This is a genomic window from Yersinia sp. 1652 StPb PI, assembly GCF_041538345.1.
Lineage (GTDB): Bacteria > Pseudomonadota > Gammaproteobacteria > Enterobacterales > Enterobacteriaceae > Yersinia > Yersinia enterocolitica_E.
In genome coordinates this window covers 3,190,658-3,209,586 of record NZ_JAULSM010000001.1, presented here as the reverse complement: position 1 = coordinate 3,209,586, position 18,929 = coordinate 3,190,658, and the positions used below count along the sequence as shown (strand labels likewise).

Below are 18,929 nucleotides of genomic sequence, written 5' to 3'. Positions count from 1 at the left end.
CCATACGGTTCTGAAACGTTAAATTACCAAACGCAGTTCAGGCCAATGTTGCAGCCAACCTTTGCTATTTACCCGTTGGTAGTAGGTATCGACCTCACCGTTTTTCGGGTTCAAGGTGATCGTGCGGGTAAACAGTGCGTCCAAACCCAGTGGAGCCACCAGCTCAATATCGCCGCTCGCATTGAGCCTGGCACCGATTGCTGTTTCTACTTCAACCCAGTAGCTAATGGCATCGTCGGTACTGGTATAAGGTTGGCGACCCCTATGCAGGTGCATTCTGGCTTGATTTTTTACTGACCAGGGGAAGGAGAGATGCTGAGCCGTACTTTTTTGCTGTAGCTGCGCTTCGTGCTGTAAGTCATGCTGCTCGTGGGCATGTTGCTTATCGAAATAGACTAAATCGATGTCATTGAGTGCGGTCGCTAACGGGTACCCGTGCAATTGATCCCACACCAGATTACGCACAAATCCTGCCGCCAGACACCACTGCTTTAACCCGAGCTGTCGGGCAATCGACAAAGCCTGCATACGATGAGGGTCAGCCTGTAGCCATTGAATGATTTGTTGCTGCTGATTCATGCCTATTTCCACCGTAATCAATACCTTTGATTAGTTCGCAGGATAACAGAGATAAATGACAAAGAGTGAGGGAGGCTTACGCGAGAAAGCAAAAAACCGGCCATAAGCCGGTTTTTTAAAGAGTGGTGGAGCTAGACGGGATCGAACCGTCGACCTCTTGCATGCCATGCAAGCGCTCTCCCAGCTGAGCTATAGCCCCACAAATGTGGTTGTTCGTACTGACTTATCTATGATGCCACCCTTTTCCGGCCTGATGATGCAATCAAACAAGAAATTTGGTGGAGCTAGACGGGATCGAACCGTCGACCTCTTGCATGCCATGCAAGCGCTCTCCCAGCTGAGCTATAGCCCCAATGCGCACATAATAAATCGTGTGAACGGGGCGCATGATATGAAACCACTGAAACAGTGTCAACGGCTAATTCGATTTCTCGCGTTAAGCGCTGAAAAAGCCGCCAAATCAGCGGGTAATTAGCATTAAATATTATATGTCGCTCACAACTATCTAACGAACAATAATAAAAAGGCGGCCTGAGTAGCCGCCTGATTGAATGAGCAATAACCGTATTATTGTTGTGTTTCGCGCTCGCTGATAAAGGCTAATGCTTTATCAATACGTGCCAGTGAGCGTGCCTGACCGATAGCATGGACAGTGACATCCATCCCTGGCGATTGACCCGCACCAGTGACTGCGACACGCAGCGGCATCCCCACTTTACCCATACCTACACCTAACTCATCAGCCGTGCCCTGAATCGCGTTGTGAACGTTTTCAGTGGTCCAGGCGGTGATGGCAGCGAGTTTGGCTTTAACTGCTTCAAGTGGCTGGCGGGCCACTGGGCGCAAATGTTTTTTAGCCGCATCAGCATCGAACTCGTCAAACTCTTCGTAAAAGTAACGGCAGGACTCGGCCATCTCTTTCAGCGTTTTGCAGCGCTCACCTAGCAGTTTTACGATTTCAACTAACTCAGGGCCATTACGGGTATCAAGCCCCAGTTGTTCAACATGCCATGACAGGTGAACAGCAACATGCTCTGGTGGCAGGCTATTGATATAGTGATGATTCAACCACTGTAATTTTTCAGTATTGAATGCACTGGCTGACTTACTGACCGCATCGAGGGTAAACAGCTCGGTCATCTCGGCCACAGAGAAAATCTCCTGATCACCATGAGACCAACCCAAACGCACCAAATAGTTCAGTAGTGCCTCTGGCAGATAGCCGTCATCGCGGTATTGCATAACACCAACAGCCCCGTGGCGTTTAGACAGTTTTTTACCGTCATCACCCAGAATCATTGATACATGAGCATACTCAGGCACTGGCGCGCCTAATGCTTTCAGAATATTAATCTGGCGCGGTGTATTGTTGATATGGTCTTCACCACGGATAACATGGGTGATTTCCATATCCCAGTCATCGATGACGACACAGAAGTTATAGGTTGGTGAACCATCGGTACGGCGGATGATTAAGTCATCCAGTTCCTGATTGCTGAATTCAATAGGGCCACGGATTTTGTCGTCGAAAATGACCGAGCCTTCCTGCGGGTTGCGAAAACGCACCACTGATGGCTCATCAGCGCCATGAGTGCACTGGCTATCGCGGCAACGACCATCGTAGCGAGGTTTCTCGCCATTGGCCATTTGGGTTTCACGCAACTCTTCCAGGCGCTCTTTAGAACAATAGCAGCGATAAGCGGTGCCCTTTTCCAACATTTGGTCAATCACCGCATTGTAGCGATCGAACCGTTTGGTTTGGAAATACGGGCCTTCATCCCAATCCAGATTCAACCAGTTCATACCGTCCATAATAGCGTCGATGGCTTCCTGAGTTGAGCGCTCAAGATCGGTATCTTCAATGCGCAGAACAAATTCACCACCTAAATGACGGGTGAACAGCCAGGAGTACAATGCGGTGCGTGCGCCACCTACATGGAGATAGCCGGTAGGACTGGGTGCAAAACGGGTTTTGATCTTCATTGGAATCGATGCCTTATTACGCTACGCCGGTCAGCAAAAGCTGACAGTTGCTCGAAATTTGAAAAAGTAGGCGACATTCTACCACCCTGTAGTAATTCCTCAACGATGTTACCGGTATGCAATTGATGATATTCCCATCATCTTTCAAATTGCAGGTGTGTTGGCCGCACTCACTCACCCGAATCACATACTTGGGTAAGCTCATCGGGTTCATTTGTTTGCCGCCGTCCTACACCTTGAAATATTTTGGGGATCATTTAATAAAGGTTCATAGCGGCGATAAATATCGCATCCTGTTTAAATTTGCGGCGAACGATTGTTTTCGTTTTAAAAACCGTTGACTCACTTCGAACTATCCCTATAATGCGACTCCAACAACACGGCGGGGCGATTAGCTCAGTTGGTAGAGCATCTCCTTTACACGGAGGGGGTCATCAGTTCGAATCTGGTATCGCCCACCACTCATCACTCATTGTTAAAAGTATTAAGATTCAAGGTAGTAGAAGTGGGCGATTAGCTCAGTTGGTAGAGCATCTCCTTTACACGGAGGGGGTCATCAGTTCGAATCTGGTATCGCCCACCACTTCTTTTACTTCGTATTATCATATAATGGGTCGTTAGCTCAGTTGGCAGAATAGTTACTTTTAATCAATTGGTTAAAGGTTCGAGCCGAGCGAAGCGAGACAGCAACGCGTAAGCGTTGACCCGAAGGGCGAATCCGCAGGATGAGTAATCCCGTATGACTCGTGTTAAAAATGTCGAATAAATCTATATAATGGGTCGTTAGCTCAGTTGGTAGAGCAGTTGACTTTTAATCAATTGGTCGCAGGTTCGAATCCCGCACGACCCACCATTATATTTACTACCTCACTACCTCACTACCTCACTACCTCACTACCTCACTACCTCACTACCTCACTTAGAACGCCTTCTATTGCTTATTAACGTGCATATCACATCAGTCGCGGCATTAAACTTACCCACTAAAGTTCTCCAGCCTTTGATTACTCAAAGAGTCATCATCCGTGTAAATAGTCCGGGTATGGATCGCAGGTATAAAAAAAGGCGCCGTAGCGCCTCTTTAGAGATTTTTTTCTGATACTTAGAGTACCAGGCCCGCAATAGAGGCGGACAGCACACTGACCAGCGTAGAGCCGTATAACAGCTTCAAGCCAAAGCGTGAAACTACATTCCCTTGGTGCTCATTCAAACCTTTAATCGCACCGGCTACGATACCAATAGAGGAGAAGTTAGCGAATGAAACCAGGAACACTGACAGAATACCCACGCTGCGTGGTGACAGTTCTGATGCCACTTTCTGCAAGTCCATCATTGCCACGAATTCGTTAGATACCAGTTTGGTTGCCATGATGCCACCAACTTGTAAGGCTTCATGAGTCGGTACGCCCATCACCCAGGCAAACGGGAAGAAGACATAGCCCAAGATACCCTGGAAGCTGATACCGAACAGCAAACTAAATAAGGCATTCATCGCAGAAATTAACGCGATAAAACCAATCAGCATGGCTGCAACGATGATAGCAACTTTGAAACCGGCCAGAATGTACTCACCCAGCATTTCAAAGAAGCTTTGGCCTTCGTGCAAGTTGCTCAGTTGCAACTCTTCCTCGTCCTCTGCTTTATACGGGTTGATCAATGACAACACGATAAAGGTACTGAACATGTTAAGTACCAGCGCCGCAACCACAAACTTCGCGTCCAGCATTGACATATATGCACCCACGATTGACATAGAAACTGTCGACATCGCGGTTGCTGCCATGGTGTACATGCGTTTTTCAGACATTTTGCCCAAAATGTCTTTATAGGCGATGAAGTTTTCAGATTGACCCAGAATCAGTGAGCTGACGGCGTTGAATGATTCCAGCTTACCCATGCCGTTAACTTTAGACAGCAAAGTACCAATGATACGAATAACGACGGGGAGAACTTTGATATATTGCAGAATACCAATCAGAGCAGAAATAAAGACGATAGGGCACAGCACTCTCAGGAAGAAGAACGCCAAACCTTTATCACCCATATTACCAAAGACAAAGTCGGTACCGTTGGCGGCAAATCCAAGCAACTTGTCGAATAAACCGGCGAATCCTTTCACAAAACCCAATCCAGCTTCCGAATGGAGGAAGAAGTACGCCAACAACACTTCAATTACCAGCAATTGAATAACAAACCGAATGCGGATGCTTTTACGATCCTTACAGATCGCCAGAGCTAATATGGCCACCACGACTAAGGCCAACGCAAACTGCAGAATATGGGACATGTGTGCTCCAAATTTGAGGCAGGCTAGATTTCGGTGGACATTTTATGTAACGGCTACATTAAAAACGAGATGTAGGCAGCAAATATAGAAATTCACTTGCACTAATGCAAACGAATTAGTGGAGTGGATCACAAAAAATAGGATGTTAATAATTTGCTACGGAAGTAGTTTAAATATGCTAGGTTGATCAATTGTAGTCATTCGTTACGAAAAGGGCGATGGAACATTTAACCCAACTTTTCAGAAAGCTACCACGGGTGATTGCTACACGGCTGATTATACGGTGTTAGCTATCAGAGAGATAAGTTCTACCACGCCAAGTGCGCTTGATAATTATTATCATTTAGATATTATTATTGATAAGAAAGTAGACGTAAGTTTTCAAGGGTAATACTGAATGCTGAATAGCCGTGCTGTCGATACATCCCGCCGTACATCAAGGAGGATAAAACTCTCCCTGATGGGGCCTGCTTTTATCGCGGCCATCGGTTATATCGACCCCGGTAACTTCGCAACCAATATTCAGGCGGGGGCCTCTTTCGGTTATACCTTATTGTGGGTGGTGGTTTGGGCCAACATCATGGCTATGTTGATCCAATTACTGTCCGCTAAACTCGGTATTGCCACGGGTAAAAATCTGGCTGAGCATATCCGTGACCGGTTTCCACGGCCTGCGGTATGGGCCTACTGGGTACAAGCCGAAATCATCGCTATGGCCACGGATCTGGCCGAGTTTATTGGGGCGGCAATCGGGTTTAAATTACTGCTAGGTGTGACCCTGCTTGAAGGTGCTGTCCTGACCGGCATTGCCACTTTCCTGATTCTTATGCTGCAAAAGCGTGGGCAAAAACCTCTCGAACTGGTTATCGGTGGGCTGCTGTTATTTGTAGCGGCGGCTTATATTGTCGAACTTATTTTCTCCCGGCCAGAACTGGCGGCGTTGGGCCGCGGTATGTTGGTTCCTGACTTGCCTAACCGTGACGCGGTGTTTCTAGCGGCCGGGGTACTAGGTGCCACTATTATGCCGCATGTTATTTATCTGCATTCATCCTTGACGCAAACGGCGGGAGAAAACTCCAAGGCTTCTCGTTATGCTGCGACTAAATTGGATGTGGCGATTGCCATGACAATTGCCGGTTTTGTGAATCTGGCGATGATGGCAACGGCGGCGGCGGCTTTCCATTTCAATGGCTATGGCAGTATTGCTGAAATCGAGCAAGCGTACCTCACACTACAACCCCTGTTAGGTAATGCCGCAGCCACTATTTTTGGTTTGAGTCTGGTTGCCGCTGGGTTGTCATCGACAGTGGTGGGGACCTTGGCAGGGCAGGTCGTGATGCAAGGCTTTGTCCGGTTTTATATCCCTATCTGGGTGCGCCGCACGGTCACGATGTTGCCTTCCTTTATTGTCATTCTGGCGGGTATGGATGCAACACGGATCTTGGTGATGAGCCAGGTACTGCTGAGTTTTGGTATTGCGTTGGCGTTAGTTCCATTGCTGGCCTTTACTGGCAATAAAGAATTGATGGGAGAGATGGTTAACTCAAAATTGATTCAGATTTTGGGGAAGATGATTGTGTTAGTGGTGGTTGGATTAAATGCTTATCTGTTGATTAGCTTGCTCTAACTTCTTCATACTGGCGGATCGATAGCCAATCATCCGCCAGAAGCTTTTTTAATTAGTCATCATCATGATGGCGGTCATGCCCTTTCCCGCGATGATGTTTCTTGCCGTGGTTGTCATAATGTTTATCGTGTTTCTGATAGCGCCCTTCACGGTAATAATAGTTCTTTTGCCACCAGTCTCTGTTTTGCCAGCGGTGCCCATCCCAGTAATGTCCATGGCGGTTTCGTTCGCCTAAATCCCGCCCCTGATGATCCTGCCACCATCGTTGATCGCGCCAGTCATAACCATCCCAATAATTGCCACGGCGATCTTGCTCACCAATCTGCAATGAAACACTGGGGAGTAGCTCAATACTTTCGGCATTTGCCATAGGAACGAGAGGAAACCAGGCTAATATCGTTACTAATAACAGTGGTCTTAACGAAATAGGTCTAAATATCGTTGGTTTCAAAATATCCACTTTTGACATGATTTATCCTTGCGCAGCTTTATTGGCTATGGCCTATCTTAAACTGCGGTTCGGCCACTGTGATTCAGATAAAACTGTAAAATAAAAAATTGAGATTTATCTGTAACAATGGTGGATTAGGGGCACCGGAGTGCCCCTGTTGGGGGACTTTGGCGAGAGCGTTTACACCAGAATATCTTCAATACGTTTGATTTCTTCGGTGCTGAAATCAGTGTTGGCTAGCATACCAACCGCGTCGTCAATCTGGCTGATTTTGCTGGCACCAATCAGTGCTGAAGTCACCCGCCCGCCACGTAATACCCAGGCTAAAGACATCTGTGACAACTTCTGGCCGCGCTCGTGGGCCAATGCGTTCAACTGGCGCACCTTGGCCAGTTTTTCTGCGGTAAGCTGCTCGGGATTAAGGAATTTACTGCCACTGGCAGCCCTTGAGTCCTGCGGAATACCCGCCAAATAGCGATCCGTCAATACGCCGCCTGCCAACGGAGAAAAGGCAATAGATCCTACGCCATACTCATCCAAAGTATCTTGCAGCCCGGCTTCAATCCAGCGTTCGAACATAGAGTATTTAGGCTGATGAATCAGGCAAGGCGTACCAAGATTTGCCAGAATTTCACAGGCCTGACGGGCTTGCGCCGCTGGATAGTTGGACAACCCGATATACAACGCTTTACCTTGGCGCACCAGCAGGTCCAATGCGGCCATGGTTTCTTCCAATGGTGTATTAGGATCCGGGCGATGGTGGTAGAAAATATCTACATAATCTAGCCCCATACGTTGTAGGCTTTGGTTGATACTGGCTACCAGATATTTCTTCGAACCCCAGTCACCATAAGGGCCGGGCCACATGGTGTATCCCGCTTTGGAAGAGATAATCAGTTCATCACGATAGGGGCGCAGGTCTTGTTGCAGGATGCGGCCAAAGTTCAGCTCGGCTGAACCGGGTGGCGGGCCATAGTTATTGGCTAAATCAAAATGGGTGATGCCACTATCGAAAGCGCGATGCACTAAATTGCGGCTATTTTCGTACAGCGTGCTGTCACCAAAGTTATGCCACAAGCCAAGAGAAATTGCCGGAAGCATTAATCCACTACGACCACAACGATGATACTTCATCTCTTGATAACGGGAGGAAGCTGCCTGATAGACCATGATGACCCTTATTAACGAGAGTAAACGACAGTTTAGTGTATGCGTTTTCACCGACGACGTAAGCTAACGGGATCACAAGATAAGGCGGAGAAAGGGATGTCAGAAAATAATTACAGTGGTAGCTAATTAATAATTTCAAAACATTAGATCTATTGATTAATTGCTTAATACTTAATGCAATATAATAAGTATTAAGGTTGGTGTCATGATGGCAAGCAGTTACAACGTGGCTGATTATCTCTTGGATCGTCTGGCGCAAGTGGGAATCCGGCATCTATTTGGTGTTCCTGGCGATTTTAATCTGCTTTTTTTAGACCGTGTCATCAGCCATCCCGTCATTAAATGGATGGGATGTGCCAATGAACTTAATGCAGCTTATGCCGCAGATGGCTATGCCCGGGTGATGCCAGCGGCAGCACTGCTGACCACGGTTGGCGTCGGTGAATTAAGTGCTATTAATGGTATTGCAGGCAGCTTTGCTGAATACCTTCCGGTGATTCATATCGTTGGTACCCCGGCATTGCGTTCGCAAAAAGCCGCAGAGTTGTTACATCACTCACTGGGGGATGGCGACTTCAGCCATTTTTCCCGTATGGCGAAAGAGGTCACCTGTGCGCAGGCCAATCTAACCGCTGAAAATGCAGTTGCTGAAATTGACAGGCTACTGGTGGCGGCGCTAAGTCAGCGGCGTCCGGTCTATTTGCAATTACCCTGCGATGTTTCACAGGCGTCAGTCACCAGTCAGCCTGGCGCTTTGGCCCTCTATCAACCCCTGTTATCGCCATCATCATTACAAGCCTTTATTGACGCCGCACGTGAAAAGCTACAGTCAGCACACCGGGTCGCATTGTTAGCTGATTTTCTGGCGGATAGATTTGGTGGCCGGGAGTCATTGAACCACTGGGTGTCGGAGGTTAACCTGCCATATTCGACATTATTGATGGGAAAAGGATTACTGGACGAATCACATCCGAGGTTTATCGGTACTTACGCCGGGGCGGCCAGTGATGCCAGTATAAGAGAATATATCGAAGGGGCTGATGTTCTTATCACCGTTGGCGTTTGGTTTATCGATACAATTACTGCCGGATTCAGCCAGCATATCACTCAGGAAAATTGTATTGATATCCAGCCGGAACAGGCACGGATAGGGAAACAGATTTTCAGTCAGATTCCCATGCTGGCTGCGATTGGTGCCCTGCATGAGCTGTGTAAATCGTTACAAGGCGAATGGCAGCAGCCGACGATAACTCATTCAATAGCGCCGGCTACACAGCATAATTTACTGAACCAACAAACGTTTTGGTATCACATCCAACACTTTCTACGCCCAAACGACATTGTGGTTACCGATCAGGGCACCTCTTGCTTTGGTGCTGCCACATTGACCTTACCTTCCGGTTGTACTCTTATTGCTCAGTCACTGTGGGGCTCGATTGGTTTCAGTTTGCCTGCCGCTTATGGTTCGCAAGTGGCGCACCCCGCACGACGGGTTATCTTGCTCGTCGGTGATGGTTCTGCCCAACTGACCATCCAGGAACTGGGTTCCATGCTGCGAGATGGGTTAAAACCAATAATTTTCTTACTAAATAATCAAGGGTATACCGTTGAACGAGCTATTCACGGGCCACTGCAACCTTATAACGATATCGCTGCGTGGGATTGGAGCCAATTGCCACACGCATTCAGCAGGAATAAAGCCCTTTTTACCCGCACTGTCACTGAGGTTGAACAATTACAACAACTCATGGCACAACTAGAACACTGCGATCAACTGGCTTTTATCGAGGTGGTGCTGCCGCAAATGGATATTCCTGAATTATTGAACAATGTGGCGAAATCTATTCAGGCGCGTAATGCGGCAATCTGATTTAGCTGACACTATTTTTTAGCTGACACTGTTTTTTAGCTAACACTATTTTTTAGCTAACATTGTTATTACGACCAGTTAATTGGTCTAACAACCAATAGCCCGCTGGCCCCGGTGGGCTTTTTTTCGACCAAACCGCATCAATAGAGATCATTTTCGGCCAACCAATGGTGGGCAACGCGACCAGTTTTTGACGGCTGTATTGCTCCACCAGCCAGCGTGGCAAAATCGCCCAGCCGAAGCCTTGCTCCGCCATTTCTAACAACATTAAGTAGCTGGGGGCAGACCACATTAGCCCTTGCGACTGGTTGCGCTCAGTACGATTGTAAGTATTGAGGCAAAGTTGCCGGGCGGTAGCCAGTTGTTCGGGGTGAACCTGAGGGAGCTTTGCCAGCGCATGACCCTGCTGCACGAATATCGCCATTTCAGTCTGTGCAGCTAATCGGCTGGCCGCAATATCCGGTGGATAGTACGACTGAACTTCTACTACACCGATATGCGCTCGCCGTAGTTGCAGCAGGTCAATGACGTCGCCCTCTTCGGCAATCAGGCACTCAAATTCGATATCAGGGTAACGCTGCTCAAAGCGACGCAGTAAGTCCTCATGATGTGTTGGTTGATAAGTATCAGAAAGGACAAAAGTCAGTCGGGTTTCAACCTGACCTGCCAGACGTATTGATAGATTATCCAGCCGTTCGCTGGCCGCCAGAATTTCCTGCACATGGGATAGCACACGGCGACCATGGTCAGTTAATACCGGCTGGCGCGCCTGACGGTCAAATAAGGTCAAACCCAGATCGGCTTCCAGATTGGCGATGGCGGTGCTGATAGTTGATTGGCTTTTGCGTAGCTTACGGGCCGCCGCGGAGAAGGACCCAAGGGCTGCGGCTTCAACAAATGCAATTAAGGCTTCGGGAGAATAATGCATAAACTATCTATTTTATCGATGGGTTCTATTTTTAATCTATCTTAAAAAACGATGATAATCACCTCTAACAATCTGTCATCAGTTAATTTAAGTAGGTGTTTTATGCAAGTTCATCACCGATCTCTCTTGGAGCGGATTATTCATGCCGTTGGGTTTGAAGTGATTGCCGTCGCCATTTGTGCGCCCGTCGGCGCATGGTTACTGGATCGCTCCATACTGCAAATGGGAACATTGGCCTTGATCCTCTCCTCAGTGGCAATGCTGTGGAATATTGTTTACAACAGTCTGTTCGACCACTTCTGGCCAGTCAGTCGGGTAGCAAAGACTCTGCTCGTGCGAGTACTCCATGCGCTGGGTTTCGAGGGTGGTTTTATCCTGATAGGCTTACCTATTGCGGCTTTCACGTTGGGTGTTTCGCTATTACAGGCATTTATGTTGGAGATCGGTTTCTTCTTGTTCTTCCTGCCTTACACCGTATGTTACAACTGGGCCTATGACAGCCTGCGGATGCGGGTTATCCGCTCGCGCCAGCTTGCGACATTGCAGCCGGTTTCTGAGGAAGGGCGCAATTCACGCTAAATATTTACGTCATTTTTCACCTTCAGCAGCGGTATTTTGCTGTTGCTGAAACGTTTTTATGTGATCTTTATCGCAAAGCGAAAGGGTTTAGCGCATTGATATTGTTGTTTCTCCAGCCTGATTTTACAGTGGACATAGTTGAAGTTAAGCATCCCTGTAACGGAGAAGTTTCTGATGACAAGCTATGCCCTGGTGGGTGACGTTGGCGGCACTAATGCCCGTTTGGCGCTTTGCGCTGTGGCGACGGGCGAAATATCACAAGCAAAAACATATTCAGGGTTGGAATTCGACAGTCTGGAAGATGTCATTAAGCAATATCTGTCAGACCATACCGTCACCGTAAAGGATGCCTGTATTGCTATTGCTTGCCCGATTACCGGGGATTGGGTGGCGATGACCAATCATACTTGGGCATTTTCTATTGCAGCTATGCAGCAAAGCCTGGGGTTGGATCATCTGGAGGTGATCAACGATTTTACGGCAGTATCGATGGCGATTCCGGTGTTGTCCGAACAGGATGTGTTGCAATTTGGTGGCACAACGCCTCAAGCGGGTAAACCAGTGGCAGTTTATGGTGCAGGTACTGGGCTGGGGGTGGCCCATTTAGTTAATGTGGACCGCCGTTGGATTAGCTTACCGGGAGAGGGCGGTCATGTGGACTTTGCCCCGAACAGCGAAGAAGAAGACTCTATTTTGGCGGTATTGCGTCAGGAACTGGGCCATGTCTCTGCCGAGCGAGTACTTTCCGGGCCAGGGCTGGTTAATTTATACCGAGCTATTGTGATTTCTGATGCACGCCTACCGGAACATCTGGCACCGAAAGATATTACTGAACGCGCTCTGGCGGATAGCTGTACTGACTGTCGCCGCTCCTTATCACTGTTTTGTGTGATTATGGGCCGTTTTGGCGGCAATCTGGCATTGAATCTCAGCACTTTTGGCGGCGTTTATATTGCCGGCGGTATCGTGCCACGCTTTATGGAATTCTTTACAGCTTCGGGCTTTCGCAGTGCTTTTGAAGATAAAGGCCGTTTCAAAGATTTCCTGCAAGATATTCCTGTTTATATGATTACCCATCAGCAACCGGGTTTGCTGGGGGCCGGCGCTTACTTGCGTCAGACATTAGGGCATGAATTATAAGGTTTTTGTTCGCCATCGCTGAAACATGAAAGCAGAGCCAAGGCTCTGCTTTTTTACATCATTGCTTTAAACCAGCCCCCATACTTTACAAACTCTGGCTGAGTTGTATTAGTTATGGTGGTCTCCGTCACCCTCTATTAGGCATGGCTACGGGCAGTTACGCCCGCTGTTGCGGTTGGTGTACTTTCAGTCTCGGTTGCCGCACCTTTTGGCGGTTTGATTATCAACGTCAGCAGCAAGGAAAGTACTGACAGCACTGCGATAACCATAAAGGTCGCCTGATATCCACCCAGTTGTGCGGCAATAAACGAACCTGCCAGAGCACCCAAACCAAACCCTTGATAGATGACACCGTAGTTTTTACTGTGATTTTTCAGACCGAAGAAGTCGCCCACAATCGCTGGGAACACCGTAATATTGCCGCCGAAGCAGAAGGCTATCGCCCCGACACACAAGAAGAACAGCGCATGAGTCAGTGGAACAAAACTCAACACGGATACCGCTAATGTGGTGACCAGCAAGGTGAAGCTGATTACGCGCAAACGGCCCACTTTGTCTGATAGTGCGCCAAGGATAATGCGCCCGGCGGTATTAAAGATGGCAATGGCTGAAACGGTGTTGGCAGCCGTCACCAAGTCCATTCCTGCCAGTTGTACGCCTAAATCTTTCACGATACCAATCAGATATAAGCCACTCATACATGCGGTGAAGAAGATGATAAATAAGAAGTAAGACTCTTTAACCGCCAGCATCTCTTTGACACTAAAATCACGCCCGGCACGGGCGGTTTGCAGGCTGTTATTGACCTGTGGTGCCACCGCTTTTTCTTGTAGCAGGAAAGAGCCAGCCCCTACTAATACCATCACGATGAGGCCCCAGTAGAAGAATGCCAGCGACACTCCTTGGTTGGCAATCAGACTGGCATTTACATATTTGAACAATAAGCTGCCGGTACCAAATGCCCCCACTGAAATGCCGGAAATCAGCCCTTTACGTTCCGGGAACCATTTGATCAGATTCGACAGGGTGGTGATGTAGGCGGTACCATCGGCGAAACCGACCACGATACCAGCCAATAGATAAATCATTCCCAATGATGTGGCAAAAGAGCTGGCAATCAGGCCCAAACCAAGAATGATACCGGAAAGTAACGTCAGTTTACGGATACCGATGCGCTCTTGCAGGCGGCCAGCAAACAGAGTGGCAATAGCGAGAGAAAAACTGGTAATGGAAAATGTGGTTGCAACTGCCCCTAACGACCAACTGAACTTCTCTCCCAGTGGCTGATTAAATAAGCTCCAGGTATAGATAGTTCCCAACCCCATTTGAACGATGATGGTACCCGCAACAATTAGCCAACGATTTACCGGTTTACTGCTCATGCCGGACTCCTTAAACATCAATGCAATGTGGCCCGAATATGGCTATTGCGAACATAACAATGATTTGCAATAGCGTCGGAAGCCAAAGATTACGCGCTGATGGGGCACCGGAAATCTTGTCTTGAGGTGTTATCAGCCCGCCGAATGAAACCAGTATACGGGCGGGCTAATCACTATAGATCGAAAGGGGAATGAGCTGCATTCCACGCGGAATGAAATGCATTTAAAGGCGCATCAGTTGCCTGAATTCTTTTATCTTGCTGCGGCTGACTGGGACTTCAAAGTCCAAATCACTGAGCCGCAGAATATAGGTATTATTAAACCACGGCACAATTTCACGGATTTTGGCTAAATTGACACAATAGGAGCGATGGCAGCGGAAGAAGTACTCCTCCGGTAGGCGGCTGAAAAATTCAGTAATATTCATCGGCATAATGAATTCTTCGCGCCGCGTATAGACCAACGTGACCTTTTCCTGTGCTGCGGCATAATAGATATCATTGATGTCAGTGACGATAATGCGCTCATCTTTCATCAAATTGATGGTATGCGCCGCAGAACGGTGGTTGGTACTGCTGGTCTGTTCTCTATTTTGGTGCTCACGCTTATGCAGCGCTTCGAGTTTTTGCAGCATAGTGACAATACGAGACTCATGATAAGGCTTTAAAATATAGTCAAATGCTTCAATTTCAAAGGCTTCAACTGCATGCTCTTTATAGGCTGTGATAAAGATAATATAAGGCTTATGGGCAAATTTACTGATGTTCTGTGCCAATAACACGCCATCCAATGATGGAATATTGATATCGAGAAAAATAGCATCGACCTGATGGTTCTGCAGGTATTTAAGCACATCCAGCCCATCTTCAAAGGTTGCCTCAATGGTGATGTTGCTATGCTGGCGAATCAGGTAACTCAACTCTTCTTGAGCCAGAAACTCATCTTCAACAATGATTGCTTTCACGGATTAGACTCCGGCTGGAATACGGGGGTCAGCATGGATTTTGCCGCCATTTTTGCTGATATAAAAAGAGATCTCGGTGCCCGGTTCCATGCGGCGTATCTGTAAACCTTCCCCATACAGTAATTTCACTCGATGATGCACATTGAGTAAACCAATTTTATTGCCCGGCATTTCATTATTCGCCACGCGCTCAATTGTCTCTGGGTTAATACCATTACCGGTGTCTTTTACGGAAATTTTTATTTGGTCGCCACTGTCTTTAACCGCAATGACTACCACACCTTTACCACGACACGGCTGAATGCCATGCACAATGGCATTTTCAACCAAGGGTTGAATTAACAAACTGGGTATTTTCAGCGCAATATCGTCGTCAATATCATAAATCACAGTTAACTTGCTGCCGAAGCGGGCCTGCTCGATGGCGATATAATCCTGAATTTGATGTAGTTCTTTGCGAATATCAATCTGTTCGTCATTCAGCTCAAGGTTATAACGCAGATAACGGGATAAATTGATGATCAATTGGCGCGCGGTATCTGGATTAATACGAATTGAGGACGAGATAGCATTCAAGGCATTAAATAAGAAGTGCGGGTTAATTTTACTTTGTAGTGCGCGCATTTCCGCTTTATTTGCCATTTCGCGCAGTTGTTCTATACGGGAAACTTCAATCTGGGTTGAGATGATTTGTGACAAGCCGACCGCCATCACTTTCAGTGAATAGGTAATTTTATGTGCATGGCAATAGTAGATCTTCAGTGAGCCAGTGACTTCACCTTTTTCCCATAACGGAATAATGATGAGGGAGTGAATTTGTGGCGTGCGATGGACTTCATCATTATTGCGGATGGTAATCTTCCCACGCTGAATGCTCTCTTTGGTAATATCACTGATGATCTCATGACCGATATTATAGGCTTCAACGCCCACCCCCACATAAGCCAAAATATGTTGGGTGTCGGTAATGGCGACAGCATCTGCCTTAATATCGGTGCGAATAATCTCACACACACTGCGCAGTGATTCGCCATTGATATTGCGAAAATAGGGCAGGGTTTTATTGGCGATATCCAGTGCCAGTTTTGCTTGCCGCGCGGCAATAACCTCTTTTTCATCTTCGACACTCTGTACCAGCAGGACAATTAACCCGATACAAACCGCCCCTAAGATCATCGGAATTGCGATTTTAGACACAATATCAATACCTAATGCGGTCGGCCTGGCCCAAATAATCACCAATAGCATGGTGAGTGACTCACAAATCATGCCTGCCAGAATACCGATACTCCATTGCCGCTCTTTCTTTACTTTCAGATTTATATAGCCGGACATCAGGCCGGCTATAATGCTGGTAATCAGACAGGGGATTGATGTAATTCCATCAATATCAATTAAATATCGGTGAGAACCGGCGATAAGCCCGGTAATGATACCTACCCACGGGCCAAATAAAATACCGCCAGACATGACGGCAATAACCCGAACATTCACTAATGAACCTTCGACGTTAATACCGGAATAAGTACCAAAAATAGCGAACAACGAGAAGATAGCGGTTACCGCTGCCAGTTCCAGTGGTGTGTGCTTCTCTTTTTGCAATAACTGACGAAACAGGTGGGTGCGAGTCAGAAAGAATAAACAAATCAACATTAATGCGGCACGATCAAACACCGCCAGTAGCATTTCAAATATCTGGTGCACACTATTTTCTCTTGGCGACAGCCTTGAATCTTAGTTTGGGACCATCAGATTCGGCGGCGAATAAGCGGCTAACTATAAGGAAAATGAGCGGCAACTGCTACTTTATCCGCGTTATCCGGTGAATCGACGCGGCGGATTGCAGGGGAGTCTGCTGGCGGGTCGCGCCAGCAGAGATAACGTTGAGGAGATTATTTATATCGTTATTATTGGCAGAGAAACACGGGATTGATAGGAATGTTATTCAGCCATACCCAACTGTTGTTTGCCAAGGGTGGTTAGGTTATCGGCGGTGGCTCTGCCACTGAAATCCACCTCGAAATCATCGGCGGCAAAGTCTGGTGGTGAGCGGCCATCAATAAAACTGGCTAACTGGCGTGGCAGGTATGCGGCGTTCTTGTCGCACCATGGCGCCGCCGCGATATACATGACGTTGCTGTCAAACTCACCATTATGTTCATTTTCCACTGAGTGAATCACGTCGCAATGCCAGAATACCGTATCACCTGCTTCCAAATCTGGAATAGGGGAAATGGCTTCGATTAAAAGAGGATGCCACTGCTCAGAGGCGGATAAAGCGCGCCCTGGTGCTGCACCGCACAGATCATCGTCAGCAACATCATCTTGTAATGCGCGCAGCAGGATATAGGCCATGGCATTAGCGATCGGGATAACATTCAGCGTCCCCGCATGGGTTCGCTGTGGTGTCAGTGCTGTCCAGCCTTGGAAGGTGCGGAACATCGAGCACACTGCCGGTGAGGGGAACTCACGCACTTGTGGGCGGCCTTCAGCGGCGAATGGGTCATACTTCTGCCAGTCACCCGAGAACACGTGGCGGTACACATGACGGAAGTTCTCATCCAACCAGCGCTCTATGGAGCCACCATCAACGTGGGGTGATAAGCCCAGTGACGATGATTTTGGCGGGCGGCGACGGGTCCGGTCGGCATAAGTCACCACCCGGTTAGCATCAAAATGTTGCTTGCCGTTACTCTCGGTTTGCCACAGATTATTTAAGAATACCTGCACCGCATTCATGCGCTGATCCTGGCGAGCCTCAACCTGCGGTGTTGACCAGTAAATTCCGTAAATTTGCGGTTTGCTGGCAGCCAGCGTACCGAAATAGTTATCTTCCGCCGCATTTTTCAGGCGTTCGACGAAATTATTACGTTCGAGATAGTTACCGATTTCACGGTTCCACGCTGCTGCTTTTTCCGTTGGGAAGACACCGAGAATGGCGCAGCATCCTCGTTGTTTTATTTGTGCTTTTTGTTCTTCAGTGACGTTACCATTGATAATATCATCGGCATGAATTTGGGGAACAGGGTTCTCACCCTGCGCCAAACTACGGCGGATTTCGGTGACTTGCTGGCGAATATTCTCTTCCACGGCTTGGAAGACCTGCTGATAATCAGGCAGCGCCTGACGTAATTGCTGCTTCACCGCTTTGATTGCTGCGGGAATATCGTTTATTTGTAATGAAGCCATAATACTGATTCTCCGATAGCTGTAGGGGAGGGCCGTGGTAATGGCGCGCGCGATGCTGACCATTTGTTTGTTTTTTGTTATCTTGAAGTGAACATTATTTAAGTAAAATGGAGAAGAATAAAGGGATGAGGTTATGGAAAAATTTCCTCTTTAATATTCTGCGTTCTGTTTATGGCTAACATCTTCAATTCGAGGGAAAAATGTCACCAGTGATCCCGATGTTCAGTAGCTCGCCGATTTCTCTGAGAACACCACGGTTGGTGCTCGAGAGCCTCAAAGAGCAGGATTGGCCGCTGTTTTTAGGCTTATACCAGGATCCTGTGGTTCAGCGTTATATGGCAGATCCGATGGATATGGCCGAGATTCGCGCGCGGTTTGAATCACGTTTAACCCCTTGGGAAAAGACCTCCAGTCATTGGCTATGTCTGGTGGTTCGTGAACGCGCCAGCGGGCAGAGCATGGGGCTTACCGGCTTTTTGGCTGATTGGTTGCCGTTACAGCAAGCTGAAGTGGGTTATGCCATGTTACCGTCCTGCCAGGGCAAAGGTTTTGCCAAAGAATCCTTGTTGGCTGTATTGGCGTTTGGTTTCCAGCAATGTCAGTTTCATAAAATGAAAGCCACGGTTACTGTGGGTAACCATGCTTCACGCGGGTTACTGGAACGCTGTGGTTTTCAGTTGGAAGGGACGTTGCGTGATAATTATCAACTTGGCGGGCAATGGTGTGATGACTGGGTGTTAGGGATGCTGGCTAGTGAGTTTGATTCTCAGTAACTTCTCC

15 protein-coding genes, 5 tRNA genes and 1 other RNA gene are annotated in these 18,929 nt (G+C 47.7%); 9 read left to right on the top strand and 12 right to left on the bottom strand.

Annotated features, from left to right (window positions below):
* Positions 1 to 18: 18 nt before the first annotated feature.
* The 4 genes from Q2T71_RS14680 to gltX all read right to left on the bottom strand — a co-directional run bounded on the left by Q2T71_RS14680 (position 19) and on the right by gltX (position 2,562).
* Positions 19 to 579, bottom strand: coding sequence for a nucleotidyltransferase family protein (locus Q2T71_RS14680; RefSeq protein WP_372559574.1), 561 nt, complete (start codon positions 577 to 579; stop codon positions 19 to 21).
* A gap of 123 nt (positions 580 to 702) precedes the next feature.
* Positions 703 to 778: transfer RNA gene (locus Q2T71_RS14675), tRNA-Ala, on the bottom strand.
* Between the two features lie 77 nt (positions 779 to 855).
* Positions 856 to 931, bottom strand: a tRNA-Ala gene (locus tag Q2T71_RS14670).
* A gap of 215 nt (positions 932 to 1,146) precedes the next feature.
* Positions 1,147 to 2,562: a glutamate--tRNA ligase gene (gltX, locus tag Q2T71_RS14665; RefSeq protein WP_372559573.1), complete on the bottom strand. Its 1,416-nt coding sequence runs from the start codon at positions 2,560 to 2,562 to the stop codon at positions 1,147 to 1,149.
* 385 nt (positions 2,563 to 2,947) lie between these two features.
* On the opposite strand from gltX, the gene Q2T71_RS14660 reads away from it, so the two are divergent.
* The 4 genes from Q2T71_RS14660 to Q2T71_RS14645 all read left to right on the top strand — a co-directional run bounded on the left by Q2T71_RS14660 (position 2,948) and on the right by Q2T71_RS14645 (position 3,415).
* Positions 2,948 to 3,023 (top strand) — tRNA-Val (locus Q2T71_RS14660).
* Between the two features lie 46 nt (positions 3,024 to 3,069).
* Positions 3,070 to 3,145: transfer RNA gene (locus tag Q2T71_RS14655), tRNA-Val, on the top strand.
* 35 nt (positions 3,146 to 3,180) lie between these two features.
* A non-coding RNA gene (locus Q2T71_RS14650) (RtT sRNA) lies at positions 3,181 to 3,312 on the top strand.
* A gap of 27 nt (positions 3,313 to 3,339) precedes the next feature.
* Positions 3,340 to 3,415 (top strand) — tRNA-Lys (locus Q2T71_RS14645).
* Positions 3,416 to 3,664: 249 nt separating this feature from the next.
* Here Q2T71_RS14645 and Q2T71_RS14640 read toward each other — a convergent pair.
* The gene (locus Q2T71_RS14640) at positions 3,665 to 4,849 is read right to left on the bottom strand and encodes a NupC/NupG family nucleoside CNT transporter (protein WP_083163451.1); all 1,185 of its coding nucleotides are present in this window, start codon (positions 4,847 to 4,849) and stop codon (positions 3,665 to 3,667) included.
* A 397-nt stretch (positions 4,850 to 5,246) separates the two neighbouring features.
* Between Q2T71_RS14640 and Q2T71_RS14635 the strand changes: the two genes are divergently transcribed.
* Entirely contained in the window at positions 5,247 to 6,476 is a 1,230-nt protein-coding gene (locus Q2T71_RS14635; protein WP_372559572.1) for an Nramp family divalent metal transporter, read from the top strand.
* A gap of 52 nt (positions 6,477 to 6,528) precedes the next feature.
* On the opposite strand, the gene Q2T71_RS14630 is transcribed toward Q2T71_RS14635, so the two are convergent.
* Both Q2T71_RS14630 and Q2T71_RS14625 read right to left on the bottom strand, forming a co-directional pair.
* A complete protein-coding gene (locus tag Q2T71_RS14630; RefSeq protein ID WP_372559571.1) occupies positions 6,529 to 6,945 on the bottom strand; it encodes a DUF2502 domain-containing protein in 417 nt (138 codons plus the stop codon).
* 162 nt (positions 6,946 to 7,107) lie between these two features.
* Complete coding sequence (locus Q2T71_RS14625; protein WP_372559570.1) at positions 7,108 to 8,097, bottom strand: aldo/keto reductase; 990 nt, start codon at positions 8,095 to 8,097, stop codon at positions 7,108 to 7,110.
* Between the two features lie 208 nt (positions 8,098 to 8,305).
* Here Q2T71_RS14625 and Q2T71_RS14620 point away from each other — a divergent pair, with 208 nt between their 5' ends.
* A complete protein-coding gene (locus tag Q2T71_RS14620; RefSeq protein ID WP_372559932.1) occupies positions 8,306 to 9,967 on the top strand; it encodes an alpha-keto acid decarboxylase family protein in 1,662 nt (553 codons plus the stop codon).
* Positions 9,968 to 10,019: 52 nt separating this feature from the next.
* On the opposite strand, the gene Q2T71_RS14615 is transcribed toward Q2T71_RS14620, so the two are convergent.
* The gene (locus tag Q2T71_RS14615; RefSeq protein WP_372559569.1) at positions 10,020 to 10,895 is read right to left on the bottom strand and encodes a LysR family transcriptional regulator; all 876 of its coding nucleotides are present in this window, start codon (positions 10,893 to 10,895) and stop codon (positions 10,020 to 10,022) included.
* Positions 10,896 to 10,997: 102 nt separating this feature from the next.
* Between Q2T71_RS14615 and Q2T71_RS14610 the strand changes: the two genes are divergently transcribed.
* Entirely contained in the window at positions 10,998 to 11,474 is a 477-nt protein-coding gene (locus tag Q2T71_RS14610; protein WP_083163464.1) for a multidrug/biocide efflux PACE transporter, read from the top strand.
* A gap of 174 nt (positions 11,475 to 11,648) precedes the next feature.
* Entirely contained in the window at positions 11,649 to 12,614 is a 966-nt protein-coding gene (gene glk / locus Q2T71_RS14605; RefSeq protein WP_372559568.1) for a glucokinase, read from the top strand.
* A 137-nt stretch (positions 12,615 to 12,751) separates the two neighbouring features.
* Here the strand turns inward: glk and Q2T71_RS14600 are convergent, their stop codons facing one another.
* The 4 genes from Q2T71_RS14600 to Q2T71_RS14585 form a co-directional block, all read right to left on the bottom strand.
* Positions 12,752 to 13,996 (bottom strand): OFA family MFS transporter, encoded by a 1,245-nt coding sequence (locus Q2T71_RS14600; RefSeq protein ID WP_083163469.1) that lies wholly within the window; start codon positions 13,994 to 13,996, stop codon positions 12,752 to 12,754.
* A gap of 223 nt (positions 13,997 to 14,219) precedes the next feature.
* Positions 14,220 to 14,960 (bottom strand): LytR/AlgR family response regulator transcription factor, encoded by a 741-nt coding sequence (locus Q2T71_RS14595; RefSeq protein WP_372559567.1) that lies wholly within the window; start codon positions 14,958 to 14,960, stop codon positions 14,220 to 14,222.
* A gap of 3 nt (positions 14,961 to 14,963) precedes the next feature.
* Positions 14,964 to 16,664, bottom strand: a complete 1,701-nt coding sequence (locus tag Q2T71_RS14590; protein ID WP_372559566.1) for a LytS/YhcK type 5TM receptor domain-containing protein — start codon at positions 16,662 to 16,664, stop codon at positions 14,964 to 14,966.
* 237 nt (positions 16,665 to 16,901) lie between these two features.
* Positions 16,902 to 18,149, bottom strand: a complete 1,248-nt coding sequence (locus tag Q2T71_RS14585; RefSeq protein WP_372559565.1) for a DUF1479 domain-containing protein — start codon at positions 18,147 to 18,149, stop codon at positions 16,902 to 16,904.
* A 260-nt stretch (positions 18,150 to 18,409) separates the two neighbouring features.
* On the opposite strand from Q2T71_RS14585, the gene Q2T71_RS14580 reads away from it, so the two are divergent.
* Positions 18,410 to 18,922 (top strand): GNAT family N-acetyltransferase, encoded by a 513-nt coding sequence (locus Q2T71_RS14580; RefSeq protein WP_372559931.1) that lies wholly within the window; start codon positions 18,410 to 18,412, stop codon positions 18,920 to 18,922.
* The last annotated feature ends 7 nt before the right edge of the window (positions 18,923 to 18,929 follow it).

Coding starts and splice junctions, on each gene's coding strand:
- Q2T71_RS14680 (WP_372559574.1), bottom strand. CDS start 579: ATGAATCAGCAGCAACAAATCATTCAATGGCTACAGGCTGACCCTCAT.
- gltX (WP_372559573.1), bottom strand. CDS start 2,562: ATGAAGATCAAAACCCGTTTTGCACCCAGTCCTACCGGCTATCTCCAT.
- Q2T71_RS14640 (WP_083163451.1), bottom strand. CDS start 4,849: ATGTCCCATATTCTGCAGTTTGCGTTGGCCTTAGTCGTGGTGGCCATA.
- Q2T71_RS14635 (WP_372559572.1), top strand. CDS start 5,247: ATGCTGAATAGCCGTGCTGTCGATACATCCCGCCGTACATCAAGGAGG.
- Q2T71_RS14630 (WP_372559571.1), bottom strand. CDS start 6,945: ATGTCAAAAGTGGATATTTTGAAACCAACGATATTTAGACCTATTTCG.
- Q2T71_RS14625 (WP_372559570.1), bottom strand. CDS start 8,097: ATGGTCTATCAGGCAGCTTCCTCCCGTTATCAAGAGATGAAGTATCAT.
- Q2T71_RS14620 (WP_372559932.1), top strand. CDS start 8,306: ATGGCAAGCAGTTACAACGTGGCTGATTATCTCTTGGATCGTCTGGCG.
- Q2T71_RS14615 (WP_372559569.1), bottom strand. CDS start 10,895: ATGCATTATTCTCCCGAAGCCTTAATTGCATTTGTTGAAGCCGCAGCC.
- Q2T71_RS14610 (WP_083163464.1), top strand. CDS start 10,998: ATGCAAGTTCATCACCGATCTCTCTTGGAGCGGATTATTCATGCCGTT.
- glk (WP_372559568.1), top strand. CDS start 11,649: ATGACAAGCTATGCCCTGGTGGGTGACGTTGGCGGCACTAATGCCCGT.
- Q2T71_RS14600 (WP_083163469.1), bottom strand. CDS start 13,996: ATGAGCAGTAAACCGGTAAATCGTTGGCTAATTGTTGCGGGTACCATC.
- Q2T71_RS14585 (WP_372559565.1), bottom strand. CDS start 18,149: ATGGCTTCATTACAAATAAACGATATTCCCGCAGCAATCAAAGCGGTG.